Raw genomic sequence first — 21,664 nt, 5'->3', positions numbered from 1 at the left:
CTCACTCGCCCGCCGCCCAGGGCGCGCGGGTGTCCGGGCTACCTGATCGGGATCACGCCGTCGCCCCGGCTGCATTAGCCCAGGGCCGTCACGAGCACGATCACCAACGCCAGGGCGGTGTCGAGCACAAGACAGAACTCGGCCATGGAACGGGCGACGACCCGGTTGGTCCGGTGGTGATGGGCGTCCCAGGCCGCGTGCCCGAGGAGCCCGGCCGCGACAAGGTATCCGCCCAGATCTGCGTTGATGAGCATCGCGACCACCGCGGCGGCGCCGAAGCCGAGCAGGGCGATGCTCTGTAACGGCAGCCCGTACGTGGGGCGGATCGCGCCGCGCAGCAGTCCGAAGACCGCGAGGGCGACACCGCCGCCGAGCAGGATCCAGGTGGCATCGACGCGGACGTCGAGGAGCTTCGCCAGGGTGATGACGACGACCGTGGCGAAGAACATCGGCCACGCTGCGGCCGGCTTCCGTAGTGCCGCCGCGCCGATGTAGACCACGGCGGACGCGGCGAGGACGGGTGCCAGGTCGACGCCGCTCGCCAGATCGAAGGCGACCAGGGCGGCGAAGCCGACTCCCGCCAGGGCGGGCCAGCGGCGGCGTAGTGGGCCATGGGTACTGGAACCTGGTGGCGCCGTGGGCTTGGTCTCGGTCATCGTGGTCCCCAAACCTCGAGCAGTGCTGTCCCGCATACCATAGGGGGGTATGGTGGCAGGCGCAAGTGACCCCCGGGTTCAGCGCGTCGCCTGTTGGCGACTCGAGCGGGCGAGATCCCTTCAGGGGCGGCGGTAGACGAGCCGGCGAAGCACCACCTCGAACGGCCCACGCTGGCCGGCCCGGCGCATCAGGTCGGCGACGACGACGGTCATCGCCCAGGTGCAGATGGCGAGGACGGAGGTCACCGTGACACCGACACGGGTACCGAGGTCGAGCAGAAACGGCATGAACGCGACGTACCACACCAACGACTGCAGCAGATAGCACGTCAGCGACCGCTGCCCGGTGGCCGCCAGGGCGTTCACGAGAGGGCCACGCCGCTCACCCAGGCGTACGGCGAACAGCGCGATCGCCGCGGCGTAGCCGAGCCCGCCGGCGTAACCGGTGAGAGCGTGCAGCGTGCCACTGACGAAGACGGCCGGGTTGCTGATCGGCAGCAGGTCGGCAGTCTGCAGCGCCAGGGGGAGCCCGCCGACCGCCGCGACGGTGATGCCGACAGCCGCGGTCCGGCGCAGCAGCCGAAGGTGGCGCTCGGGCTCCTCGAGGATCCGTCGTCTGGCCGCCCAGGCGCCGAGCAGGACCGCTCCGGCGGCGGTGACGGCGATGACCGGCCCGCTGAAGAGGATCATGAGGGCGCGGTAGCCCATCGCGACCAGCGGGTCGTCGATGGTGGCGAGCATCATGGGTCCCGCGAACTGTTCGGCGCTCTCGTCGACCGGCAGTGAGAAGAGTCCGTAGACCAGCGACCCGAGGGTCAGCCAGACCGCGAGGCGGATCGCGAGGCCGCGCCCCTGTGCGCGGAGGGAGCCGACGAGGACGACGGCGATCAGGCCGTACGACGTGAGGATGTCGCCGTAGAACAGCAGCGTGGCGTGCAGCACGCCGAACACCACCAGCCACCAGCCGCGACGGCGCAGCAGTTTCCGGGTCTGTGGCCAGTCGAGCCCTGCGCGTTCCTGCTTGCGCATGATCTGGACCAGGCCGTAGCCGAACAGCGCGGCGAACATCGGGTACGAACGGCCGTCGACGAACACGGTCAGCACGGCCGACACGGTGGCGTCGAGTGCGCTGCCCCCGCCAGCGTGGGGATGGGCCCGGACGTTCCAGCCGCCGAGATGGAGGAACGTGTGGGTGTTGGCGAGGGCGATGAACAGCAGCATGAGGCCACGGGCGAGGTCCGGCGCGAGCGAGCGCGCCGCGAGTGCGGTGGGACCAGCCGCCCGCGGTGGCGTGGGTGAGGCGTGGACGGCGGCGGAACTGTCGACCATGGAAGCACCCTAGGGGGACGGGTACGCCGTGAGTACGGTGCCGAACCTGCGGAGCGCGAGGGCGAAGAAGGGCTGCGACGCGCGGGCGAGCAGGGTGGGAACGCCCGGAACGCGGCCGAGTAGCGGCCCCGGGTCAAGGTCCTCACGCCACGTCACGCGGCACCGGTCGCGGCCCAGCGGCTCGACCGCGAACGTGCCGGTTCCGCGGAGCCACCGTCCTTCGTGGAGTGTGACGCACCTGCGCGGTGGTTCCCAGGCGACGACCCGCATCGGGTCGGCCACGTGCAACGGGCCGAAGCCCGTCACCGCCTCCAGCCGGGTGCCGATCCCGTGCGTCGGGCCGGGAAGCATGCGTACGGTCGTCGCCGGCATCCACTCACTCTGCCGTTCCCAGTCGACGAGGAGCGACCACGCGCGCTCAGCCGGCGCCGCGATCTCGCGTGTTCCGACGATGACCACACCGGCGAGCCTAGGGCGTATCTGACGATGCCGCTCGGTGCAAGAGCGCGGCCGGCGCAGGAATAGTTCGGCCTCGGTCGGGCGACGAGCCTTGTCGTAGATAGTTACCTCTGCTTGTCTCTTGTCGTCAGAATTTTCCGCCGGCCGGTGTCGTCGAGGAGTGCCCGTGAGAATCAGCCGTCGCAGCCTGCTGTCCGTCGTGCCCGCCGCTAGCCTGCTGCCGGTGGCCACACCGCGACCGGCGGGCGCCCGCACCACTGCCGACACCGCCGCCTCCTCCTCCACTTCCGCCGCCTCCTCCACCACCGCGGCCGCCGACAGCACGCGACTGCTGGACAACACGCGCGGCATCTTCGCCGGCACCCCGGAGTCGAACGCCCGACCCGAGGTCGCCGCCAAGCTGGCCGGCATCGACCGGGCCGCCAGTACGCACCTCGCCGCGATGGACAACGCCGGCGACGGCGCACTCTTCGCCGGCCTGCCCCTCGGCACCAGCGATCCGAACCTCACCACGTCGTTCCGCAACCTCTCCGACATCGCGCTCGCCACCCGGACGCCGGGCAGTGGCTCCGACCTCGAAGACAACCTCGACGTGCAGCGCCGGGTGATCGACGGACTGGTCTGGCTGCACGACACCTACTACGGCGACCAGGAGCAGGGGTACTACGGCAACTGGTTCAACTGGGAGATCGGCATCTCCACCCACGTCAGCAAGGCCCTGGCGCTGCTCGCCGACCAGGTGCAGGCGTACCGCCCCGACCTCGTCCAGACCTACGTCGCCGCCATGGACGCCTACCTCCGCAACGGCAAGGACGGCGACGTCGACCTCGACTCGCGCTTCCACACCGGCGCCAACCTGGCCGACATCACCACCAACCGGATCCTGCAGGGTGCGCTGCTCGGGGACGACGCGCGGATCGCGAAGGCGCTCGCGGACCAGCTCACCGTGTTCGCCACCATCGATCCGTACGACCTGCAGCACGGCGTCACCGACGGCTACTACGCCGACGGGTCGTTCATCCAGCACCACTCGGTCGCCTACACCGGTTCCTACGGCCGCGGCCTGCTCACCCGTGTCGTGCAGACGATCAAGATCCTCGACGGGACGGAGTACGCCCGCGGCGACGGTCTGGTCGCGGTGGTGCAGGGCTGGGTCAGGGACGGGTTCGCACCGCTGATCTTCGAGGGCTGGATGATGGAAGTCGTCAAGGGCCGTGCCGTGTCGCGGACGGGTACCGGCTATGCGGACGTCCGCACGATCGTCGAGGCGATCGTCGACCTCGCCGACTACGCCGCCGGCGCGGACGCGGCCGCTCTCCAGGGTTACGTGAAGTCCATCGCGTCGACGTCGCCCGTCGCGCTGGACCCGACGAGCTTCGTGTCACCGGTCAGCGTGGCCCGCTACGCCGACGTCCTCGGCGACTCCGGCATCACGCCCGCGGACCTCAACCCGCCGGCGCGGAGCGTGGCGTTCAACGCGATGGACCGCAACGTCCACCGGCGTCCGGGCTATGCCTTCGCGCTGGCGCGGAGCTCGGACCGGATCAGCAAGTACGAGTACATGAGCGGCGAGAATCTCCTGCCGTGGTTCCAGGGCGACGGCGCCTACTACCTCTACCTGGCCGGGCAGGACCAGATTCAGGCGTACGGGATCGACTACTTCTCGACGGTCTCGCCCTACGCGCTGGCGGGCGTCACCGCGCCGGTGGAGCAGCGGAGGACGATTCCGGAGCTCTACGGCACGCCGTACTACGACAACCCCGACCACCCGTTGAACTTCACCTCGTCGTCGGAGTCGCAGAACACCTACGTCTACTTCCCGCGCGGGACCAACCGGCATTCCGGCGGCGCCACCCTCGATGCGTACGGCGTGGCCGGGATGGTGCAGTCCGACGACGTTGCGTACGTCGACAAGCAGAGCGGCATCCTGCCGGACGACTTCGTCGTCTACCAGAACGCCACGGCCACCAAGTCGTGGTTCATGCTGGACGACGAGATCGTGGTGTTGGCCGCGAACGTCGGCGACCCGGCCGGCCGCGCGGTGACGACGAGCGTCGACGCCCGGACCGCCGCGCCGTCGGACGAGATCGCGATCAGTGGCGCGCTGCGGGACGGCGGCGCCTGGTCGGGCCCGGGCACGGGAACGCTGGCGTGGTTGCGTTACGCCAACGCGAGCGAGGGCACCGCGGTCGGGTACGTCTTCCTCGAGCCGCGCCAGGTGGCGGTCGGGCTGGAGACCGTGACCCGTAGTCGCCGAGTCGTGCGTACGTCCAACCCGGACACGCAGGTGACCCGGCAGGTCCTCGGCGTCTCGATCGACCAGCCCGCCGGTGCCGCGCCGTCGTCGCTGGCGTACGCCCTCGTGCCCAATGCCGGCGAGGCCCAGCTGAGGTCGTACGCCGACGGGCCGCTCACCGTGCTGGCCAACAGCCGGAGCGTCCAGGCGATCCAGCACACCGGGCTCGGGCTGACCGCCGCCAACGTGTTCGCCGACGGTCGGCATGAGGCGGCCGGGATGAGTATCGACGGACCGGCCTCGGTGATCACGCAGACGCGGCAGGGTGGTGGCGAGATCACGGTCGCCGTGTCCGACCCGACGATGGAGCGGGCGACGGTGAGCGTCCTGCTCCGCGGCGCCCCGCTGACGGTGGTGTCGGCCGACGACGGCGTGCGGGTGCGGCGCGACGCCGGCGGTACGCGGGTGGAGTGCGACACCCGCCATGCGTACGGTCGCAGCCTCAGAGTCACCCTCCGCCGCTAGAACACGAGACGTTGGCCCCCGCCCACCCGGAGCGGCTGGCGACCGCATCGGTCAATGTGCTACGCCACCACGGCGTGGCGGACTACAGTGTCCGCACGTCGTGCAGGAGTGGATCTTGAGGAGCTCACATGGTCAAGAAGGCCGTCACTCTCGCGGTTTCCGTTCTCGCCCTTCTCGCCCTCTCGTGGAGTCCCGCCGCTGCGATCACCGACGGCGAGCTCGACGGCGACGGCCATCCGTACGTCGGTCTGATGGTGGCGCATGACGCCCAAGGCAATCCCCTGTGGCGCTGCAGCGGCACGCTCCTGTCGGCAACGCTCTTCCTGACGGCCGGCCACTGCACCGAGTCTCCCGCCGCCCACGCGGAGATCTGGTTCGATGCCGACGTCGAGTCCGGCATCCCCGCCAACGGCTACCCCGACAAGGGCGATGTGGGTGGCACGACTTACACCCATCCCAGCTACGATCCGGACGCCTTCTATCGGTTCGACCTCGGCGTGGTGGTGCTGAGCAAGCCGATGAAGATGAGTGCGTACGGTTCGCTGCCGAAGCAGGACGTGCTTGACGCGATGGCCTCCAGGCGCGGCGCCCAGGACGTCACGTTCACCGCGGTCGGCTACGGGCTCCAGGAGAGTTTCCCCGACCAGGCCTCGTTCCTCGCCAACAACCAGCGCGTGCGTATGGTCGCCCATCCGCATCTCCTCCAGATCAACACCGGTTTCACCGGGGACTACTCCATCCTCCTGTCCAACAACGCGAACACCGGCGGAACGTGCTTCGGTGACTCGGGTGGCCCCAACTTCATCGGCAACTCCAGTGTCGTCGGTGGAGTCACCTCCTTCGGCATCAACGGCAACTGCGCGGGTACCGGCGGCGTGTACCGCGTCGACCGTGCCGACGACCTCACCTGGCTCCAGTCCGCGTTCGGCAGCCACCTCCGTTAGCGCGGCGACCGGTCAGTTCGTCAGGTTGTCCTTGACGATCTTGTTTCCTCGTCCCCTGTCGACGATCTGGCCGGTGGCGTTGTCGCGCACGATGTTGTGGGTGACGATGTAGTTGCGTACGCCTGGTCCGATGTGGATGCCCTCGCCGAGTTGCCGGCTCGGTTCACCCTCGGGGGAGCCGTTGTCCGACACGATGTTCGCGTTGATGATCGCCTCACTGACCTGGTCGCCCAGCAGCGCGATCCCATGTCCGCCGTTCTTGCCGAGACCGTTGTAGAGGACGTTGCTTCCGGTGATGATCCACTTCCCGGAGCCGGCTGCAATTCCAGAGCCGTACGCATTGAAGATCCGGCACCCGTCCACGATGACGGTGTTCAGCCCTCGGCGGTTCGGTGCGGCGGCGTCGGGGTCGCTGCGGTAGTTGATGTTGTTGCCGCGCGGGAATCCGTCGCTTGGTGGCGGATCCGGTGTTCCGAAGACGTTGCGGCCGCTGGCCGAGACCCAGGTGTTGTTGAGGTGGAGCAATGCCACACTGCCCGCGGCAACGTCGAGACCGTGCCCGCTCGCGCTGTCGATGAAGCATTGGTTGAGGAAGATCTCCCGGTTGATGGTGCCGCTCAGTGCGTCGTCGATCAGAACGTTGGTCTCGTTGACGATGACGTCGACATCCTCCAAGACGATGCCGCCAGAGCTTCCACCGATGTGCACACCGACGCTGCCCTTCTCGAGATCGGCGATGACCCGCGAACCACCGATGAGCCAGAACCCTGCACCGTAGCTCTGGTTGGGCTTTCCGTGCAGTGTCACACCTGCGTGGTGCGCGATCGCCATGACGTTGGAGAGTACGCAGGTGTCGAAGAACCGGAAGTAGAACGCGTCGTACAACGGGCCGGGACCGACTTCCTGCGGTGCCGCCTTCACGTCGTCGATGCGGTAACGCTCGGCGTGTTCGCAGAAGATGCCGGCACCCGAGACCTTGCGCACCGCCGCCGTCACCGCGAAGTGTTCGAAAAAGACGTTCCGTACTGGCGTGCTCGGGTCGGGCGTACCAGCGTAGATGATGTGTCCCTCAGCAGCGGCGCCTTGGATGACGCTGCCGGCACCGATGCCGACGAGTCCCACGTTGGACTTCTCGATCCGCAGCGTACGGCCGACGCGATACAGACCCGAGGGGAGGAAGACGACGGCCCCGCCACCCTGCGGAAGGCCGTCGGCGGAGGCGGACGCCGCGTCGATGGCGTCCTGGATAGCAGGTTGGTCGTCGGCGTTCCCGTCGCCGGTGGCGCCGAAGTCGCGGACGTCGTAGTAGGACCGCAGTCGTTGCTCGGGTGCCGCGAGGGCCGGGCGTGGGGCCATGGCTCCGGCGGCGCCAAGCCCGGCCGCCATGCCGGCGGCCATGCCAGCTCCGGTGAGGATGCCCCGTCGGGTGGTGCGGTCAGGTGGGTCGCCAACGGTGTGACGGGAGTGCGTTCGACGAGACATGGGTGGGCCTTTCACGGTGGCGGCGGACATCCCGTGGAGGGTGAAGGAGGCGGGCCGACCCGTCAACGCGTACCGGCCGGCGTTGGCCAGCGCTGTCCGGAAAGGCGGTGAGCGCGGCGAGCCCGGCGATGATGCCGAGCAGGGGTTGACGCACGCCACGACGGATGAGCGGACGGCGGAGACGGCGCGCCACCTTGGTCGCGGGGCGTGGAGTGGACCGTGACATGGGGCAGCCTCCAGCTGAGGGTCCGTACGCAAGACCCCGCGATGCCCAGATCCCGACCGGGCGTGCTGGACGGTAGGTGAAGGTGATCAGGCGGTCAAGGAAGCTGGCCCAGTACGGACGCAAAGTCCCGTGCCTTGGTCTGGGCCGTTGTCTCGTCCGACCAGGCAAGACGAAGAACCGCGCGCTCCTACGTACGAAGCCTGTTGTTGCGTTGGGGTTGCCTTGTCTTGTCGATCCATTCGGGTGGGATGAATTCCGGCCGGCCGTCGTCGGCGAGGCGTACGTGCCAGGCTCCTTGGTGGACGAGGCGGTGGTGGTGGCCGCACAAGAGGACGCCGTTGTCGACGGTGGTGGGTCCGCCTTGGAGCCAGGCGATGATGTGGTGGCCGTCGCACCACGACGGGGGGCGGTCGCAGCCGGGGAAGGCGCAGCCGCGGTCTCGGAGTTCCAGCAGGCGGCGGGTTCTGCCGACGAACAGGCGGGTGCCGTCGGTGAGGGCTTGTTGGCCGTTGACGATGCCCCAATAGGAGACTTTCGCGTCGCACGCCATGCGTTGGGCGGTACGAGCAGAAATCGGGGTGCCCGTGCGAAGCAGGGTGGCGTGGCCGGTGCCGTCCGCCAGGTTCGTGTCGGTGATGGTGATGACGAGGTGGGGCTTCTCTCCGGCGTGGGTGGGTGATTCGCCGGAGTCGAGGTAGCGGCGGAGTAGTTCGTGGAAACCGTCGCCGAGGCGTTGGCTGGCGGTGCGGGTATCGGGTCCGTCGGCGTCGGTGGGTCGCGGTTTGGCCAGTGGCTCGATCGCGGTGCGGAGCATGTCGGCCGTTTCGGCGTCGAGTTTTCCGCGGAGGAAGCTCGAGGTCGAGTAGGGGTCGTCCTGGATCGAGAGTTCTCGTCGACGGGCTGCCCTGGCTTCGTCGTCGGCAAGCTTCTTTGCCAGGATCCGGTCGGCAAGATCTGGGTCGACTGTGCCGAGGATGGTGGTGCCGATCCGGGTGAGGTCCTGTGGGTGGAAGACCCGGGCGTGGTCGAGCATGGCCCGTTCGGCGTCGAACCGGACGTCCGGCCCGGCCTCGGAGGGCAGGTCGCGGATCGTCTGGGCGATCACGTCGGCGGCCTCGACGTCGATGTCACCGGCGTTCAGAGCGGTGTGGGTCATCGCCAGTGTGGTGTCCAGGTCGCGGGCGAGTTTCACCCGTCGGCTGGCCTTGCCGGGACGGATCCGCAGCAGCCCGGACAGCCAGTTGGCGGTCGAGGTGGCGCCGGCGGTCCTGCCCAGATCGCGCCGGTCGACCTCGCGCACCGCCGCCAGGGACGCGGCTTCAGCTTGGGCGAGCAGACCCTGCAGATCGACAAGTAGATCGACCAACTCGTCCTCGGCCATCGACCACAACACCGGCGGCAACTCCTCGCCGAGCCGGGCACGCATGCGAGACACCAGCACCGACAACCCGTGTCGCGGCGCCTGCCCGTCGGGGCCCCGCCCGGTGGTGGTGCCCGCCCCAGTGCCCGCCCCAGTGCCGGTGCCGGTGCCGGTGCCGCGGGTCGCCGTCGTGGTGGCCGTTTCCATGATCCCAACCTAGACCCAACCACCGACAGCCCGATCCCGGAAAGCCTGTAAAACAAGGGCCGTTCCATGATCGTGAAGGGAAAGCGGGCCATAGGTCGACAGAACCTTCATGATCACGATCATGATCACGGGAAGGGTGCGCGCAAGCCACTGCCGCAAGGCATCGGCGTCGGCATCGCGGCCCTGAGGGGAGGCCAGTGATCGTGGCATACTTGCCGGTTGTGTCAGCGGCTCCGTGGTACGCACAGTCTCCGTACGGCATCCGGTTCGAGTGGGGTCCGGCGGGTGCGGAGCGGATCCGCCATGGCTGCGCCTGTGTCGTGGTCGTCGACGTCCTCTCCTTCACCACGGCAGTCACCGTTGTCGTCGAGGCGGGGACGCGGGTGTTCCCTTACGCGTGGCGTGACGAGACGGCCGCCACCTTCGCGAAGGACAAGGGTGCCCGGCTGGCCGTCGGCCGCAAGGCGGTGTCGGAGGAGTCCCCGTGGTCGCTGTCTCCCGCCGCGCTTCGCCGTGCCCCGACCGCCGACCGCCTGGTACTGCCCTCACCCAACGGCTCCACGATCTCGGCGGCGGCTGCCAGTGCTGGCGCGACCGTGGTGGCCGGAAGCCTACGCAACGCGCGCGCCACCGGACGCTGGCTCGCCGACAACGGCTTCGGGTCACCGGAACGCCCGGTCGCGGTGATCGCCTCCGGTGAGCGCTGGCCGGACGGATCCCTCCGACCAGCGCTCGAGGATCTCCTCGGTGCCGGAGCTGTCATCGCCGCCCTCGCCGACGCCGGGCGTGACGGCCTGTCCCCGGAGGCGCTCAACGCGCATGCCAGCTTCCGCACGACGGCCGATGTCACCTCCGCGGTCGCCGACTGCGCGTCGGGCCGGGAGCTCATCGCGTACGGATTCGCCGAAGATGTGGCCGTCGCCACTGAAATCGACGGCTCGGGCATCGTCCCCGTCCTCACCGACGGGGCATTCGTCGCGGCCACCTGATCCACGCGCACCTTGCGGGCACGAACTCATGGCGTACGAAGGAACTCCACCGCACAGAAGCGATTGGCGTAGGTCAGCCGGGCACCCTCGCAGCAGCCGAACGGTCGGCCCCACCGGCGGTGATCGGCGTCGGGGAAGCAGGCGACCAGGCCGTACTCCAGGTCGCCGGAGTGCCCGATGACGAGCGCGGCCTGGTCGTGTGACAACGGCGTCAGCAGGTCACGCCAGACGGCGGCGAGCGCGTGGGCATAGCGGTAGCTCGCCCCGCCTTGTCCGATCAGTGCGGCCAACGCGGCGAACGGATGATCAGCCTGCCACCACTGCGACTCCGCCGACTCGGCGTGGAGACCTTCCTCGTCCGAAGCAAGGGTGACCACCTCCTGGTCGACCGCGAAGCCCATCGCGAGGGCGGTCTCCCGTGCCCTCGGGACCACGGAGGTGGCGACGACCGCGAACGGGCCCATGGACTCGCCGAGCCTGCGGGCCAGGTCCACCCCCTCCTGCGAGAGCTGCGAACCGCCCGTGTTCTTGCGCAGACTGTGGCGCCGGATCTCCAGAATCGTCACAACCGCACAGGCTACTGGGCCATTCCCGTTCGCGCCGGTTTGTCGGCCCGGTGCCAGGTAGCTGCCGGCCTGCCGGTTGACCATGTGACGGTAGAGCCGCCCATCGCCGGCAGCGCGTCGCGCCTATCCGTAATCCGGTCGACCGCAGCCCTGCGGAATCCTATGCTGGCGGGCATGTTCGCCCCGGTCGGCTTCCTGACGCTCGCAGCCAAGACGCTGCTGAGCGCGCTGCCGGCTGCCTGCGCGGCGTGCGCGCCCGTCGACGGCGCCCGAAGCTGACCCCTCTCCGTCCCCTCCGGAGAACCAGCGGAGAGGGGTGGACCAGAGCACGGCGCGGGTCGGATCACCGACCAGGCGACTCGATCCGGATCAACCGGCCGCCTCGAAATAACCGGCCGTACTCCGTGGTTCTCACGTTCCCGCACACTCGCGAGCGCGAGCCCGGGAATTCCATCGTAGGTGAGGACGAAACACCCATGGCCAAGCAGTTGTACGCACGCAGCAAGCCGCACCTCAACATCGGGACGATGGGGCATGTCGACCATGGCAAGACGACGTTGACAGCCGCCATCACCAAGGTGCTGTCCGACCGTGGGCTCTCCCGCGCGGTGCCGTTCGAGCAGATCGACCGTACCCGCGAGGAGCGCGACCGCGGCATCACGATCACCATCACGCACGTGGAGTACGAGACCGCGACCCGGCACTACGCGCATGTCGACATGCCGGGCCACGCCGACTATGTGAAGAACATGATCACCGGCGCGGCCCAGATCGACGGTGCCGTGCTGGTCGTGTCCGCGGAGGACGGTGCGATGCCGCAGACACGCGAGCACATCGTCCTGGCGAGGCAGGTCGGCGTACGCCACATCGTGGTGGCGCTCAACAAGGCGGACACCGTGGAGGACACCGACCTGCTCGACCTGGTCGAGCTCGAGGTGCGCGACATGCTCACCGCGTACGGGTTCCCCGGCGACGAGGTTCCGGTCGTCCGGGTGTCCGGACTTCTTGCCCTGCAAGGAGATCCGTACTGGATCGCCCGCATCGACGACCTGCTCGACGCGATCGACTCGTACGTGCCGGTGCCGCCGCGCGTTCTGGACAAGCCGTTCCAGCTGCCGATCGAGAACGTGCTCACCATCACCGGGCGCGGGACGGTCGTGACCGGTGTGGTGGCGCAGGGTGCGGTCCGCGTCGGTGAGGCGGTCGAGGTGGTCGGCCTGGTCGACGAGCCGTTGACCAGTGTCGTGACCGGGCTGGAGACGTTCGGTCAGTCGATGGACCACGCGGAGGCCGGCGACAACACGGCGATGCTCCTGCGGGGGATCAAGCGTGAGCAGGTCCGCCGCGGGCAGGTCGTCAGCGCACCCGGCTCGATCCGGCCGCACACGCGGTTCCGGGCCCGGGTCCGGGTGCTGACGGCGGACGAGGGTGGGCGGCGCAAGCCGCTCCTTTCCGGCTACCAGCCGCAGTTCCACTTTCGTACGACCGACACGGTGGGAACGATCCTGCTCGGCGAGGGTCGGATGGCGCTGCCCGGCGACACGGTCGACATGACCGTCGAACTCGGCAAGCCGATCGCGCTCGCCGCCGGGCTCGGTTTCGCGATCCGCGAAGGTGGCCGTACGGTCGGCGCCGGAACCGTCGTCGACCTGGATTGAAGGAAGGGTCAGAAGGCGTACGGGCGTACGGCTCTGGCGCTTCGCAACGCGTGTGCCCACCAGGTCACCTGGTCGAGCAGGATGGTGGCGGCCAGATTGACCTGGTGGGCTTCGCGTGGGTTTCCGGCCTCGTCGAAGCACCGCCGACCTCCGTGGAAGCTCACCGTGTCCCGGACCGTCACCGCGTGCAGCTCGGCGAAGACGACGCGAAGGGGTTCGACCGCACGCAGGCCACCGGACAGTCCGCCGTAGCTGACGAAGCCGACGGGTTTCGCCTTCCACTGCGTACGCACGCTGTCGATCGCATGCTTCAGCGGGCCGGGAAAACTGTGGTTGTACTCCGGTGTGACGACCACGTACGCATCCGCGACGCCGATGCGGTCTGCGAAGCCGGCGCTGGGAATCGGCGTGTCGGCGAGGTCGATGACGTCGACGGTCAGGTCGTCGCGTTGCTTGGCGCGGCCGACGAACCAGGTAGCTACGACCGGACCGAACCGTACCTCGCGGACGCTGCCCACGATCACCGCGAGCTGGACGGGTTCCTCGGACGTCACTGCGTACTCCTCGGGTGAAGGTGCGCGGTCGTGGAGAGCGTGTTCAGGCTACGGGTGATGCGTCCGCGTCCACGCTCTGCGCGGCCGCGGTGACGGGATCGGTCACATGGCGGGGTACCACGCAGAGGGCGACGAGCCCACCGAACGCGACCACCGCGAGGACCACGACACCGGAACGAAAACCGGCGATGCCGCCCCCGGCGAGTGTCCAGCACAGGGCAGCGACCGCTGGCCCGACGGTGGTGGCGACGGTACGCGCCGTCATCGCGAGGCCGCCGGCGGTCCCCGCCATCCCGGCCGGTGTGGCGGCCAGGATCGCCGCGTTGATCGGTGTGTTGAACAACGCGGCACCGGCACCGAGCACGGCGAGGCGCCAGGCGAGATCCACCAGACCTGCCTCTGTTCCCACCGTGGCCATGGTGATCATCCCGGCCACCATGACCGCGCTGCCGACTCTGGCGACCAGCATCGTGCCGTACCTGTCGGAAAGCATCCCCGCGACCGGGGAGATCGGTGCCATGACGCCCACGAAGAACAGCAGCGCGATCCCGGTCAGCTCCGGGCTTCCCGCCAACACGTCGGCGATGAGGTACGGCAGCAGGAACACGATCAGCCCCATCGTGAGGCTCATACACAACAACGCGGTGAGGGCGGCGGCGAACGTCCGCCCGCGTACCAACGTGAGCACCGGGCGGGCCGATGGCAGGCGAGCCCACCACGTGCCGAGCGCCAGCGCCGCGAGGGTGAGCCCACCGGCGATGACCGGGCGATCGTCCACCTGGTCGAAGGCGAGCAGGACTGCGGTGACGGCGCCGCCGAGCAGCACCGCCTCGTGGAGCAACGTGAGGCGTGGCAACGGAAGGCCGCGACCAGGGCCGCTTCGTACCGTTCGGAATGCGAGCCACACCACGACGAACAGCAGCGGGATCTTCATCACGAAGACCTCGCGCCAGCTGAACGCACCGGCGACCAGTCCACCCAGGGGGACCCCGGCCATGCCGCCGAGCGTCATGATCGTGACGATGGCGCCGAACGCACGGCCGCGTTGTTCCTGGCGGACGCTGCCGAGGACGATGGGCATGTAGACGGCGACGACCAGACCGGCCGCCATTCCCTGCAGCACCCGTGCGGCCAGCAGGATCCAGAACGCCGGTGCGACCGCACCCAGCACACTCGCCAGCCCCACGCCGGCCATGGAGAGCAGGAACGTCGCCCGGACGTCGGCGCCGTCGACCCACCGGCCGACGGGAATGGCGATCGCCGCCATCGGCAGGGCGTACGCCAGGAGCACCCAGGCGGTCGCGGCCGGACCAACGCCGAGATCCCGGCCAAGACCCGGCAGCGTGACGGCGGCGATGGTCATCTCGGAGGTGACCACCAGCATGGCCAACCCGAGGGCCGTGACCGGTCCCCAGCGCGTGCGTTCCACACCTGCGCTCATCTGCGTTCTGTCCCTTCGCCGCTGACCCGGGTTGGCGGCGTCTTCGGTGCGCCAGTGCGCCCCCTCTTCGGCCGTCCTCGACGACCGTAGGACCTCAACAAACGTTGAGGTCAAGCTGTCGACTGCGTCTCCTCTCCGACCAGCGCCTCGGGGAGATGACCTTTCCGGCGACCGACGCCGCACGGAGGTGCTTTTCCCAGCGACCACCGCTGCACAGAAAGGTGCTGTACGATCATCGCCAGCGGGCCCGGGAGTGACTTATCCGAAGTGCCGGTGCAGGGTGTGAAGCCGGCCGCGCTGGACGTTGAAGCCGCCCCCACGTGTCCACCGGGCCCGCGCCAAATTTTCTTGCTGCGTAGGGCGTTTCCTGCCGACGCGGCCTCCCGTGCACCGACGTTCGGTGCACGAACGTTCTTCTCCGCCCGAACGCACCGGCGTACGCGAGATGCGGTCGTCGGTGGAGCGTCCGATCGGCGAATTCCGTGAACCCGCGTGCGCTGATCGGGTGAGGAGGTGAACCCTCCCTCACCACCCGTTGCTCACGGGATGCTCACCAGGATGGAGCCCGGCATGACCGCAGCGCTCGCCGCCGACGACCGGACGAACGAGTCGAGCGATGCTGTCCTGATCGAGCGTTCCTGGCGTGAGCCCGAGTTCTTCGCCGCGCTCTTCGACCGGCACGGCGGCCCGATCCACCGGTACGTCAGCCGGCGCTTGGGGGCGTCGGCCGCCGACGATGTGGCGGGCGACACCTTCCTCGCGGCGTTCCGACGGCGAAGACGGTACGACCTCACCCGACCCGATGCGCTGCCATGGCTCTACGGCATCGCGTCGAATCTGGTGGGGCGCCACCGACGCGCGGAGGTCCGCGCCTACCGGGCCCTCGCCCGCACCGGTGTCGATCCCGTCGTGGATTCGTACGCCGAACAGGTCGAGGCCCGCGTCACCGCTCAGGGGATGCACCGCGACCTCGCGGCAGCGCTCGCCCGGCTGGCCAAACGCGACCGGGACGTCCTGCTGCTGTACGCGTGGGCGGAGCTGTCGTACGCCGACATCGCGATGGCGTTGGACATTCCCACCGGCACGGTGCGGTCGCGGCTGAACCGGGCCCGAAGGAAAGTACGTGAGGCGCTGGGCGGGACAGATCCGACCATCATCGACGAGGAGTCCGGCAATGGATGATCTCCAGGTCCTGCGCGAGCTACGGGAAACCGTCCCCCCGCCCACCCAGAGTGGGCTCGCCGGCATCCGGCGGCGCCTGGTCGCCGGCATGGTGCCACCGCGTCGCCGGCCTGGCTGGCGGCTGGCGGTGACGGTCGGCCTGGCACTGGCACTGGCCGCGGGCGTGACGGTCGCCGACACGCTGCGCAGTTCGCCGTCCCAGGTCGCCGACGCCGCCGTCTTCCTGCGCCAGGCCGCGACCGTGGTGGACGACGGCGAGCCACCGGCGGAACGCACGCATCCGAACGCATGGCTCTACACGAAACGACTGACCACCTGGCCGGGCGGCGAGATGGACGAGCAGGTCGAGCGATGGTGGCGCTTCGACGGCAGGCAGACCGTCACCTACGTACCCCAGTGCGGGAAGTGCCCGGACGGCCTCCTGTCCTCACCGCTGGAACCTCGCGGCGAGCACGGCGGTCACGGCGAGGAGCGCACGCTGTCTCCGCAGCGGGTCTGGCACCACCACGAGTCGCTGCCGCGCGATCCGGCCCTCCTGCTGGGCGAGCTTCGCCGGCTGGGCGTGTGGGCCAGCTTCGGCGACCTCGACCCCGACCAGACCGCGGACAGCCAGGCGTTCTGGGTGGCGAGGGACCTGCTCGGTGCCGGCGGACTCCTGCCGCCACCTGACCTGCACGCCGCGCTGTTCCGCGCGCTCGCGCGGATCCCGGGGGTCCAGGTCACCGTCGACGGAGAGGACCCGGCCGGGCGCGCAGCGGTGACGATCAGGTACCAGCCGTCGACCCAGCCGCCGGGCCAGAACTTCGAGGGGTACGAGTTCCTCGTCGATCCGGAGACGTACGGGTATCTCGGGGAACGCGGTCAGGACGGAAGCGGTTCCGCCCTCCTCGAGTCCGCTCTCACCGACCGGGCCGGAGAACGGCCCCAGTGAGACCGGAGAACGGCGCCAGTGAGACAGGCACACGCGACCTGGGGCAGGGTCCCGCAACCGAAGAGGGTCCGTCAGGAGGTGCCTGCCGGGTGCGGGTCGCCGAGGTACGGGAACCTGTCCAGGGTGTCGGTGTGGGGCGTCAGGCCGGTGGGCGGCGCCTCGTTCTTGGTGAGGAACGCGACGCGGATGTCGATGACGTCTTCGGTGAATGTCCGGCCATTGGGGTACGCGGCCGGCTTGGCCGGGTCGAAGTGCAGCACGTCCGGCAGGAGGCCGTGCTCGTCGAGCGCGGTGATCGCCTCCTCACGCGAGTAGCCGCCCGTGTGGCCCAACAGGTGGACGAACTGGTCCGTCCACCTGGCCCGGTCGTTGACCGGTTCGCTGGCGTTGTACTCCTCCTTCGTGTCGTCGGTGTTGAAGAAGCTGCTCATTGACGGGTGTCCGGCCCGGTCCGCGTGGACGAGTTCGCCGTCGCGTAGGACGCTGCACCGGCCCCAGATGTGCAGCTCGGGCTTTGGCACCAGCTCCGCGGTCGGCAGTTCGATGGCCATGGAAAAGACGTTCGCCGTGCTGTTGGAGTCGACGCCGGTCCACGGGGACTTCCCGCCCAGGTGCGGTGCGGTGAAATTCCTGTTGCCGCTGGTGTCGAACAGATTCTTGATTCCGTCGAAGTCGAAGAAGAAGGCGTCACTGCGGCTACCAGCGGCGACCTTGTAGTCGCCGCTGCTGACCACGTTGGCCTCAGGACCGAAGGAAACGGCAGCGTCCGACACGATCTTGGTGCCGGCCGCCTCGGGCCTGCGGGAGTCCGCACCGGTGGCCATGAAGACGCTGTAGGTCTGCGAACCGTCGGATGCCGGCGGGCTGAAGACCCAGCTGAAGGCGACGTCGGTCAGGTAGTCGCCGTCGTTGTCGACGTTCAGGCGGTATATGGCGTCGGGGTGCAGGGCATCTGCGCGAGGATTGGCGTTGAGGATGAGGACGGTCCTGCTCGGATCGTCGGGTGCCGCGAAGGCGTACAGGTCGCACAGATCGAGGCGCTGGTCGCCAAGTGGCGGCCCGAGGCTGAGGCCGGTGAAGTGGTTGGACACGTCTGGCCCTTACCATCGCCCGCCCGCCGAAAAACCGCGGAACACCGGAACGCTCGAACGGTCGTACCGCTGACGCGTGAGCGCTCGGAGTCACCTACCCGCCAACGGTCTCAGCGCACTTGTCAGAGCCTCGGCGAGAACGCGGGCGGTCGAGCCGTCCGGTTCGCCGTGGTCGGGATTGAACTCGGCGAACGTCATCCCCGCAAAGCCCGGGTGCGCCACGATCTCGGAAAGGGCCGTCATCGCCTCGGCCGTCGTCAGCCCCTTGTTGTACAGCGGTACGTCGGCGACGGGAAGATCGTAGAAGTCGATCACGTCGACGTCGAAGTGCACCACGAAGCGATCCGCGGCGAGGGCCGCCAGCGCGCGGCGCGCGGCGTTTCGGGGATCGGCCCTGACGTCCCCGGCGGGGAACCGAGGGCTCGGGACCAGGCCGTCCCGGTCCTCCTCCGGCTCGCCATATCCGAAGAAACACAACCGTTCCGGGCTCAGCAGCGGACGCCGAGGTCCAAAGTCGGCCAGGGCGGAAGCCATGCCCGGCCGATCGAGCAGGTGGCCGACTCCGAGCCCGTCCAGCACGCCCTCAGGGTTGTCCGGGTCGTTGGACAGGTCCTGTCCTCCGTCGAAGTACAGCAACGCCACGTCCTCGTCGTGCGCCACCGCGGCACTGTAGAGCGCGATCGCCAGCGTGCACTCCCCGCCAAGCACGAGCGGGATCTGGCCGGCCTCGACGATCCGGGAGATCTGCGCCCGGGCGTCGGACAGGACGTCCAGGACCCGGCTCAGATTGTGCGGCCGTTGCTCGGTCGGGTGTGGCCGCCACCGCACGACCGGGCGGTCGCCGTGGTCCTCCAGGTCGAGCCGGGCCTCGCGGAGCAGGCGGATCAGCCCGGCGTCCCGTAACGCCGCCGGCGCCTTCTCCTGCCCAGGCCAGTGCGCCGCCGCACTCGACGGAACGCCGAGCAGTCCCAGAGTTGTCGTACCCAGAAGGTTGTCCTCGCTCATGAGCACGACCATAGGAGCAATTCCGGACGCTATTCTTCCGGATCGCAACGAGCGTCGCGTCACGGCCGAGGACGACGGCTCCCACTGCACGGCCACGCGGTCACGCGGTCACGCGGTCACGTGAAAGATCAGGGGCAGGGAGCCGCCCAGAGCTCTCCATGAGCGCCAACAGCTTGGGTCAGGTTTCGGACACACCGGTTCCCGGTTCGACTGCTAGCGTCGAGGCGAGACGACGGGAGCAGGTGAGTGATGGAGTCGACCGGAATCGGCATCGTCGGGTGCGGCAATGTCAGCCGGATGTATCTGCCCATTCTCGCAAGGATTCCCGACGTCGACGTGGTGGCGGTCGCCGACGTCGACGCGGCCCGCGCGCAGCAGACGGTGGAGGAGTTCGACCTGCCGAGGGCGATGTCCGCGGAGGAGTTGATCGCCGACCCCGCCGTCGACGTCGTACTCAACCTCACGCCCATCGTCGCGCACACCGACGTGAGCAAGGCGGCCTTGACAGCGGGCAAGCACGTGTACTCGGAGAAGCCACTCGCCACCAGTGTGGTCGCCGCACGCGAACTCGTCGACGAGGCACGCCAACGTGGGTTGGCGTTCGGCTGTGCACCTGACACCTTGCTGGGTTCGGGTTTCGAGGCCGCGCGGGAGGTCGTCGCGAGCGGAGCGATCGGGCGTCCGCTGGCAGCGTCGGCGGCGATGTTCCGCAGCGCGATGACCCGGGCGAGCTTCTACAGCGAAGGTGCGACGCCGATCTTCGACATGGCGCCGTACTATCTCAGCGCTCTGGTGAATGTCTTCGGCCCCGCGGTGCGGATCAGCGGGCTCACGCGAACTCTGTCCGCAGGCGAGACCCCGGTGGAGCCGCCGGCCGGTGGTTCGATCGCATCGTCGGGAGTCATCGAGTTCGCCTCCGGAGTGCTGACGAACGTCACACTGGTCTGGGGAAGCGACCACCGGCACGAGGTGCCGGCGTTCACCGTCTATGGCAGCACCGGGGTGGTCGACTTTCCCAATCCGAACAACTTCGGCGAACCGGCGTACGTCCGTCAGCACGGCGAGGACTCTCGGACCGAGATCCCCGGCAGTCGCCAATCGGAAAGCTGGCCACACAACCTGCGTGGTCTGGGTGTGGGAGAGATGGCCAGGGCGATCCGCGCGGGCCAGACGCCGCGGGCGAGTGCCGAGATCGCCTGCCATGTCGTGGAGATGATCGAGGGTCTGGTGACGTCGGCTCGGACCGGCAGCCGGGTGGAGCTGACGACCACGTGTACTCCCGCGCCGCCACTGTCGGCGGAGGCTCGCGAGTCGCTCGTCGGATAAGGCGGTCCAGCGGTCGGCGCGGCGTCGCGCCCCAGTCGGCTCGGGTCGAGTTCATCGTGAATGTGCCGAGGAGGCAGCTGATGCAGGTCAGGCTTGGATGCGGTCAGATCACCTGGCGGGGAACCGGCTCGGAGGAGGCCGTCCTCACCGACATCGCGCAGGCAGGCTACGAAGGTGCGCCGATGAGCGCCCGCGGCGGCCGGACGGCGCGCGATATCAAGGAGTTGTACGAAAGCCACAACCTGGTTCCCGCGCCCGGCTACTTCAGCGGCAGCTTCTGGGACGAGAGCAAACGTGACGAACACGTGGAGTCGGCGAGGCGCGTGGCGAGCATCTCGGCAGAGCTCGGCCTGACCGAGATCTACGTTGCCGACGGTGGTTTCAAGGAGCCGACCCGTTCCGGCCGCACGCGCTGGGAGGTCGCGGCCCATCCGAGTCCCGAGGATTCCTTGTCAGACGAGGATTTTGCGCGTCTGGCGGTCGGGCTCGACGCGGTGGGTCGGGCGACCCTGGAGTTCGGCGTACGCAGCTGTTTCCACAATCATGTCGGCACCTTCGTCGAGACCGAAGCCGAGATCGAGCGGTTGCTCGCCTCGGTCGATCCGGACGTGTTGTTCCTCGGTCCCGACACCGGGCACCTGGCGTGGGGAGGCGTCGACGTCGTCGAGTTCACCCGGCGCCATGCCGAACGGATCAAGACGATGCACCTGAAGGACATCGTGGAAAGCGTGTCGCAGAAGGGCAAAGCGGCCGGCTGGGACTATTCCACGTTCGAGAAGAACGCCATCTGGACCGAGATCGGCGAGGGGAGCATCGACTTCGCCGAGGTGCTGCGGATCCTCGACGGCGCGGGCTTCGAGGGCTGGCTCATCGTCGAAACGGACGTGACGCAGCTGCCCACGCCGCTCGAGAGTGCCGTCGTCAGCCGGCAGGCCCTGCGTACTCTCGGCGTCTGAGGCTTCAGGGGGTGGGAGCTCCCGGCGGGTCGAAGGAGTCGCACCGGCTCAGATCGCTGCCAGGGCGTCGATCTCGATCCGGAACGACGGGTTGACCAGGCCGCTCACCTGGACCAGCGAGCAGGCCGGCGGGGTGTCCGGTGAGAGATAGTCGTCACGTGCGGTTCGGAATGCCGCAAGGTCGGCGAGGTTGGTGAGATAGACGGTCAGCTTGACGACATGCCGCATGCCGGCGCCTGCCGCGGCGAGAGCGGCCGCGAGATTGTCGAAGACCTGTCGCGTCTGGATCTGGGCATCGTCTCCGCCGACCAGGTTGCCCTCCGCGTCGAGCGGTACCTGCCCGGAGATCGCGATCATGCGCCCGCTGAAGGCGACCGCATGGCTGTAGCCGTTGACCGGTGGAAGACCGTCGGGGCGAACGTAGTGCTGCTGCACGGATCTCTCCAGATGTCGGGTTGGCTCCAGGTGGTGCCCATCCAGCGAGTGCGAGCTGGAGCTGATCACGATAGCCGGCCATGGAGTGGACGGAGTGAGGGGAGCG

At 68.8% G+C, this 21,664-nt stretch carries 19 protein-coding genes; 8 read left to right on the top strand and 11 right to left on the bottom strand.

What is annotated here, in order from left to right; genetic code table 11:
• Positions 1-74 precede the first annotated feature (74 nt).
• The 3 genes from ABNF93_RS02860 to ABNF93_RS02850 form a co-directional block, all read right to left on the bottom strand.
• Entirely contained in the window at positions 75-656 is a 582-nt protein-coding gene (locus ABNF93_RS02860) for a hypothetical protein (RefSeq protein WP_349325911.1), read from the bottom strand.
• Between the two features lie 120 nt (positions 657-776).
• On the bottom strand, positions 777-1,985 hold the full coding sequence (locus ABNF93_RS02855; protein WP_349325910.1) for a DUF418 domain-containing protein: 1,209 nt from the start codon (positions 1,983-1,985) through the stop codon (positions 777-779).
• A 9-nt stretch (positions 1,986-1,994) separates the two neighbouring features.
• Positions 1,995-2,444: an SRPBCC family protein gene (locus ABNF93_RS02850; protein ID WP_349325909.1), complete on the bottom strand. Its 450-nt coding sequence runs from the start codon at positions 2,442-2,444 to the stop codon at positions 1,995-1,997.
• Between the two features lie 166 nt (positions 2,445-2,610).
• Here ABNF93_RS02850 and ABNF93_RS02845 point away from each other — a divergent pair, with 166 nt between their 5' ends.
• Both ABNF93_RS02845 and ABNF93_RS02840 read left to right on the top strand, forming a co-directional pair.
• Positions 2,611-5,205, top strand: coding sequence for a polysaccharide lyase family 8 super-sandwich domain-containing protein (locus ABNF93_RS02845; RefSeq protein ID WP_349325908.1), 2,595 nt, complete (start codon positions 2,611-2,613; stop codon positions 5,203-5,205).
• A 128-nt stretch (positions 5,206-5,333) separates the two neighbouring features.
• Complete coding sequence (locus ABNF93_RS02840; protein WP_349325907.1) at positions 5,334-6,149, top strand: trypsin-like serine protease; 816 nt, start codon at positions 5,334-5,336, stop codon at positions 6,147-6,149.
• 12 nt (positions 6,150-6,161) lie between these two features.
• Here ABNF93_RS02840 and ABNF93_RS02835 read toward each other — a convergent pair whose 3' ends face one another.
• Both ABNF93_RS02835 and ABNF93_RS02830 read right to left on the bottom strand, forming a co-directional pair.
• Positions 6,162-7,631, bottom strand: coding sequence for a right-handed parallel beta-helix repeat-containing protein (locus ABNF93_RS02835; RefSeq protein ID WP_349325906.1), 1,470 nt, complete (start codon positions 7,629-7,631; stop codon positions 6,162-6,164).
• Between the two features lie 413 nt (positions 7,632-8,044).
• On the bottom strand, positions 8,045-9,424 hold the full coding sequence (locus ABNF93_RS02830; RefSeq protein ID WP_349325905.1) for an HNH endonuclease signature motif containing protein: 1,380 nt from the start codon (positions 9,422-9,424) through the stop codon (positions 8,045-8,047).
• Between the two features lie 221 nt (positions 9,425-9,645).
• Between ABNF93_RS02830 and ABNF93_RS02825 the strand changes: the two genes are divergently transcribed.
• Positions 9,646-10,413, top strand: coding sequence for a 2-phosphosulfolactate phosphatase (locus tag ABNF93_RS02825; protein WP_349325904.1), 768 nt, complete (start codon positions 9,646-9,648; stop codon positions 10,411-10,413).
• A 26-nt stretch (positions 10,414-10,439) separates the two neighbouring features.
• Here ABNF93_RS02825 and ABNF93_RS02820 read toward each other — a convergent pair whose 3' ends face one another.
• Complete coding sequence (locus ABNF93_RS02820; protein WP_349325903.1) at positions 10,440-10,979, bottom strand: histidine phosphatase family protein; 540 nt, start codon at positions 10,977-10,979, stop codon at positions 10,440-10,442.
• 476 nt (positions 10,980-11,455) lie between these two features.
• Here ABNF93_RS02820 and tuf point away from each other — a divergent pair, with 476 nt between their 5' ends.
• Complete coding sequence (gene tuf, locus ABNF93_RS02815) at positions 11,456-12,637, top strand: elongation factor Tu (RefSeq protein WP_349325902.1); 1,182 nt, start codon at positions 11,456-11,458, stop codon at positions 12,635-12,637.
• Positions 12,638-12,645: 8 nt separating this feature from the next.
• On the opposite strand, the gene ABNF93_RS02810 is transcribed toward tuf, so the two are convergent.
• The gene (locus tag ABNF93_RS02810; RefSeq protein ID WP_349325901.1) at positions 12,646-13,191 is read right to left on the bottom strand and encodes an NADPH-dependent FMN reductase; all 546 of its coding nucleotides are present in this window, start codon (positions 13,189-13,191) and stop codon (positions 12,646-12,648) included.
• A gap of 43 nt (positions 13,192-13,234) precedes the next feature.
• On the bottom strand, positions 13,235-14,632 hold the full coding sequence (locus ABNF93_RS02805) for an MFS transporter (RefSeq protein WP_349325900.1): 1,398 nt from the start codon (positions 14,630-14,632) through the stop codon (positions 13,235-13,237).
• A 570-nt stretch (positions 14,633-15,202) separates the two neighbouring features.
• On the opposite strand from ABNF93_RS02805, the gene ABNF93_RS02800 reads away from it, so the two are divergent.
• A complete protein-coding gene (locus tag ABNF93_RS02800) occupies positions 15,203-15,814 on the top strand; it encodes an RNA polymerase sigma factor (protein ID WP_349325899.1) in 612 nt (203 codons plus the stop codon).
• Positions 15,807-16,745, top strand: a complete 939-nt coding sequence (locus tag ABNF93_RS02795) for a CU044_5270 family protein (RefSeq protein WP_349325898.1) — start codon at positions 15,807-15,809, stop codon at positions 16,743-16,745. Before ABNF93_RS02800 ends, ABNF93_RS02795 begins: the two co-directional genes overlap by 8 nt.
• A 71-nt stretch (positions 16,746-16,816) precedes the next feature.
• Here the strand turns inward: ABNF93_RS02795 and ABNF93_RS02790 are convergent, their stop codons facing one another.
• Together ABNF93_RS02790 and ABNF93_RS02785 are read right to left on the bottom strand one after the other, a co-directional pair.
• Positions 16,817-17,836, bottom strand: a complete 1,020-nt coding sequence (locus ABNF93_RS02790) for a DUF4331 family protein (protein ID WP_349325897.1) — start codon at positions 17,834-17,836, stop codon at positions 16,817-16,819.
• Between the two features lie 90 nt (positions 17,837-17,926).
• Complete coding sequence (locus ABNF93_RS02785; RefSeq protein ID WP_349325896.1) at positions 17,927-18,841, bottom strand: arginase family protein; 915 nt, start codon at positions 18,839-18,841, stop codon at positions 17,927-17,929.
• 249 nt (positions 18,842-19,090) lie between these two features.
• On the opposite strand from ABNF93_RS02785, the gene ABNF93_RS02780 reads away from it, so the two are divergent.
• Together ABNF93_RS02780 and ABNF93_RS02775 are read left to right on the top strand one after the other, a co-directional pair.
• Positions 19,091-20,167, top strand: coding sequence for a Gfo/Idh/MocA family protein (locus ABNF93_RS02780; RefSeq protein ID WP_349325895.1), 1,077 nt, complete (start codon positions 19,091-19,093; stop codon positions 20,165-20,167).
• An 80-nt stretch (positions 20,168-20,247) separates the two neighbouring features.
• On the top strand, positions 20,248-21,123 hold the full coding sequence (locus tag ABNF93_RS02775; RefSeq protein WP_349325894.1) for a TIM barrel protein: 876 nt from the start codon (positions 20,248-20,250) through the stop codon (positions 21,121-21,123).
• 48 nt (positions 21,124-21,171) lie between these two features.
• Here the strand turns inward: ABNF93_RS02775 and ABNF93_RS02770 are convergent, their stop codons facing one another.
• A complete protein-coding gene (locus ABNF93_RS02770) occupies positions 21,172-21,558 on the bottom strand; it encodes a RidA family protein (protein ID WP_349325893.1) in 387 nt (128 codons plus the stop codon).
• Between the last annotated feature and the right edge of the window lie 106 nt (positions 21,559-21,664).

The organism is Actinopolymorpha sp. B9G3, assembly GCF_040120725.1.
Classification (GTDB): domain Bacteria; phylum Actinomycetota; class Actinomycetes; order Propionibacteriales; family Actinopolymorphaceae; genus Thermasporomyces.
This window is presented reverse-complemented; position numbering and strand designations above follow the sequence as displayed.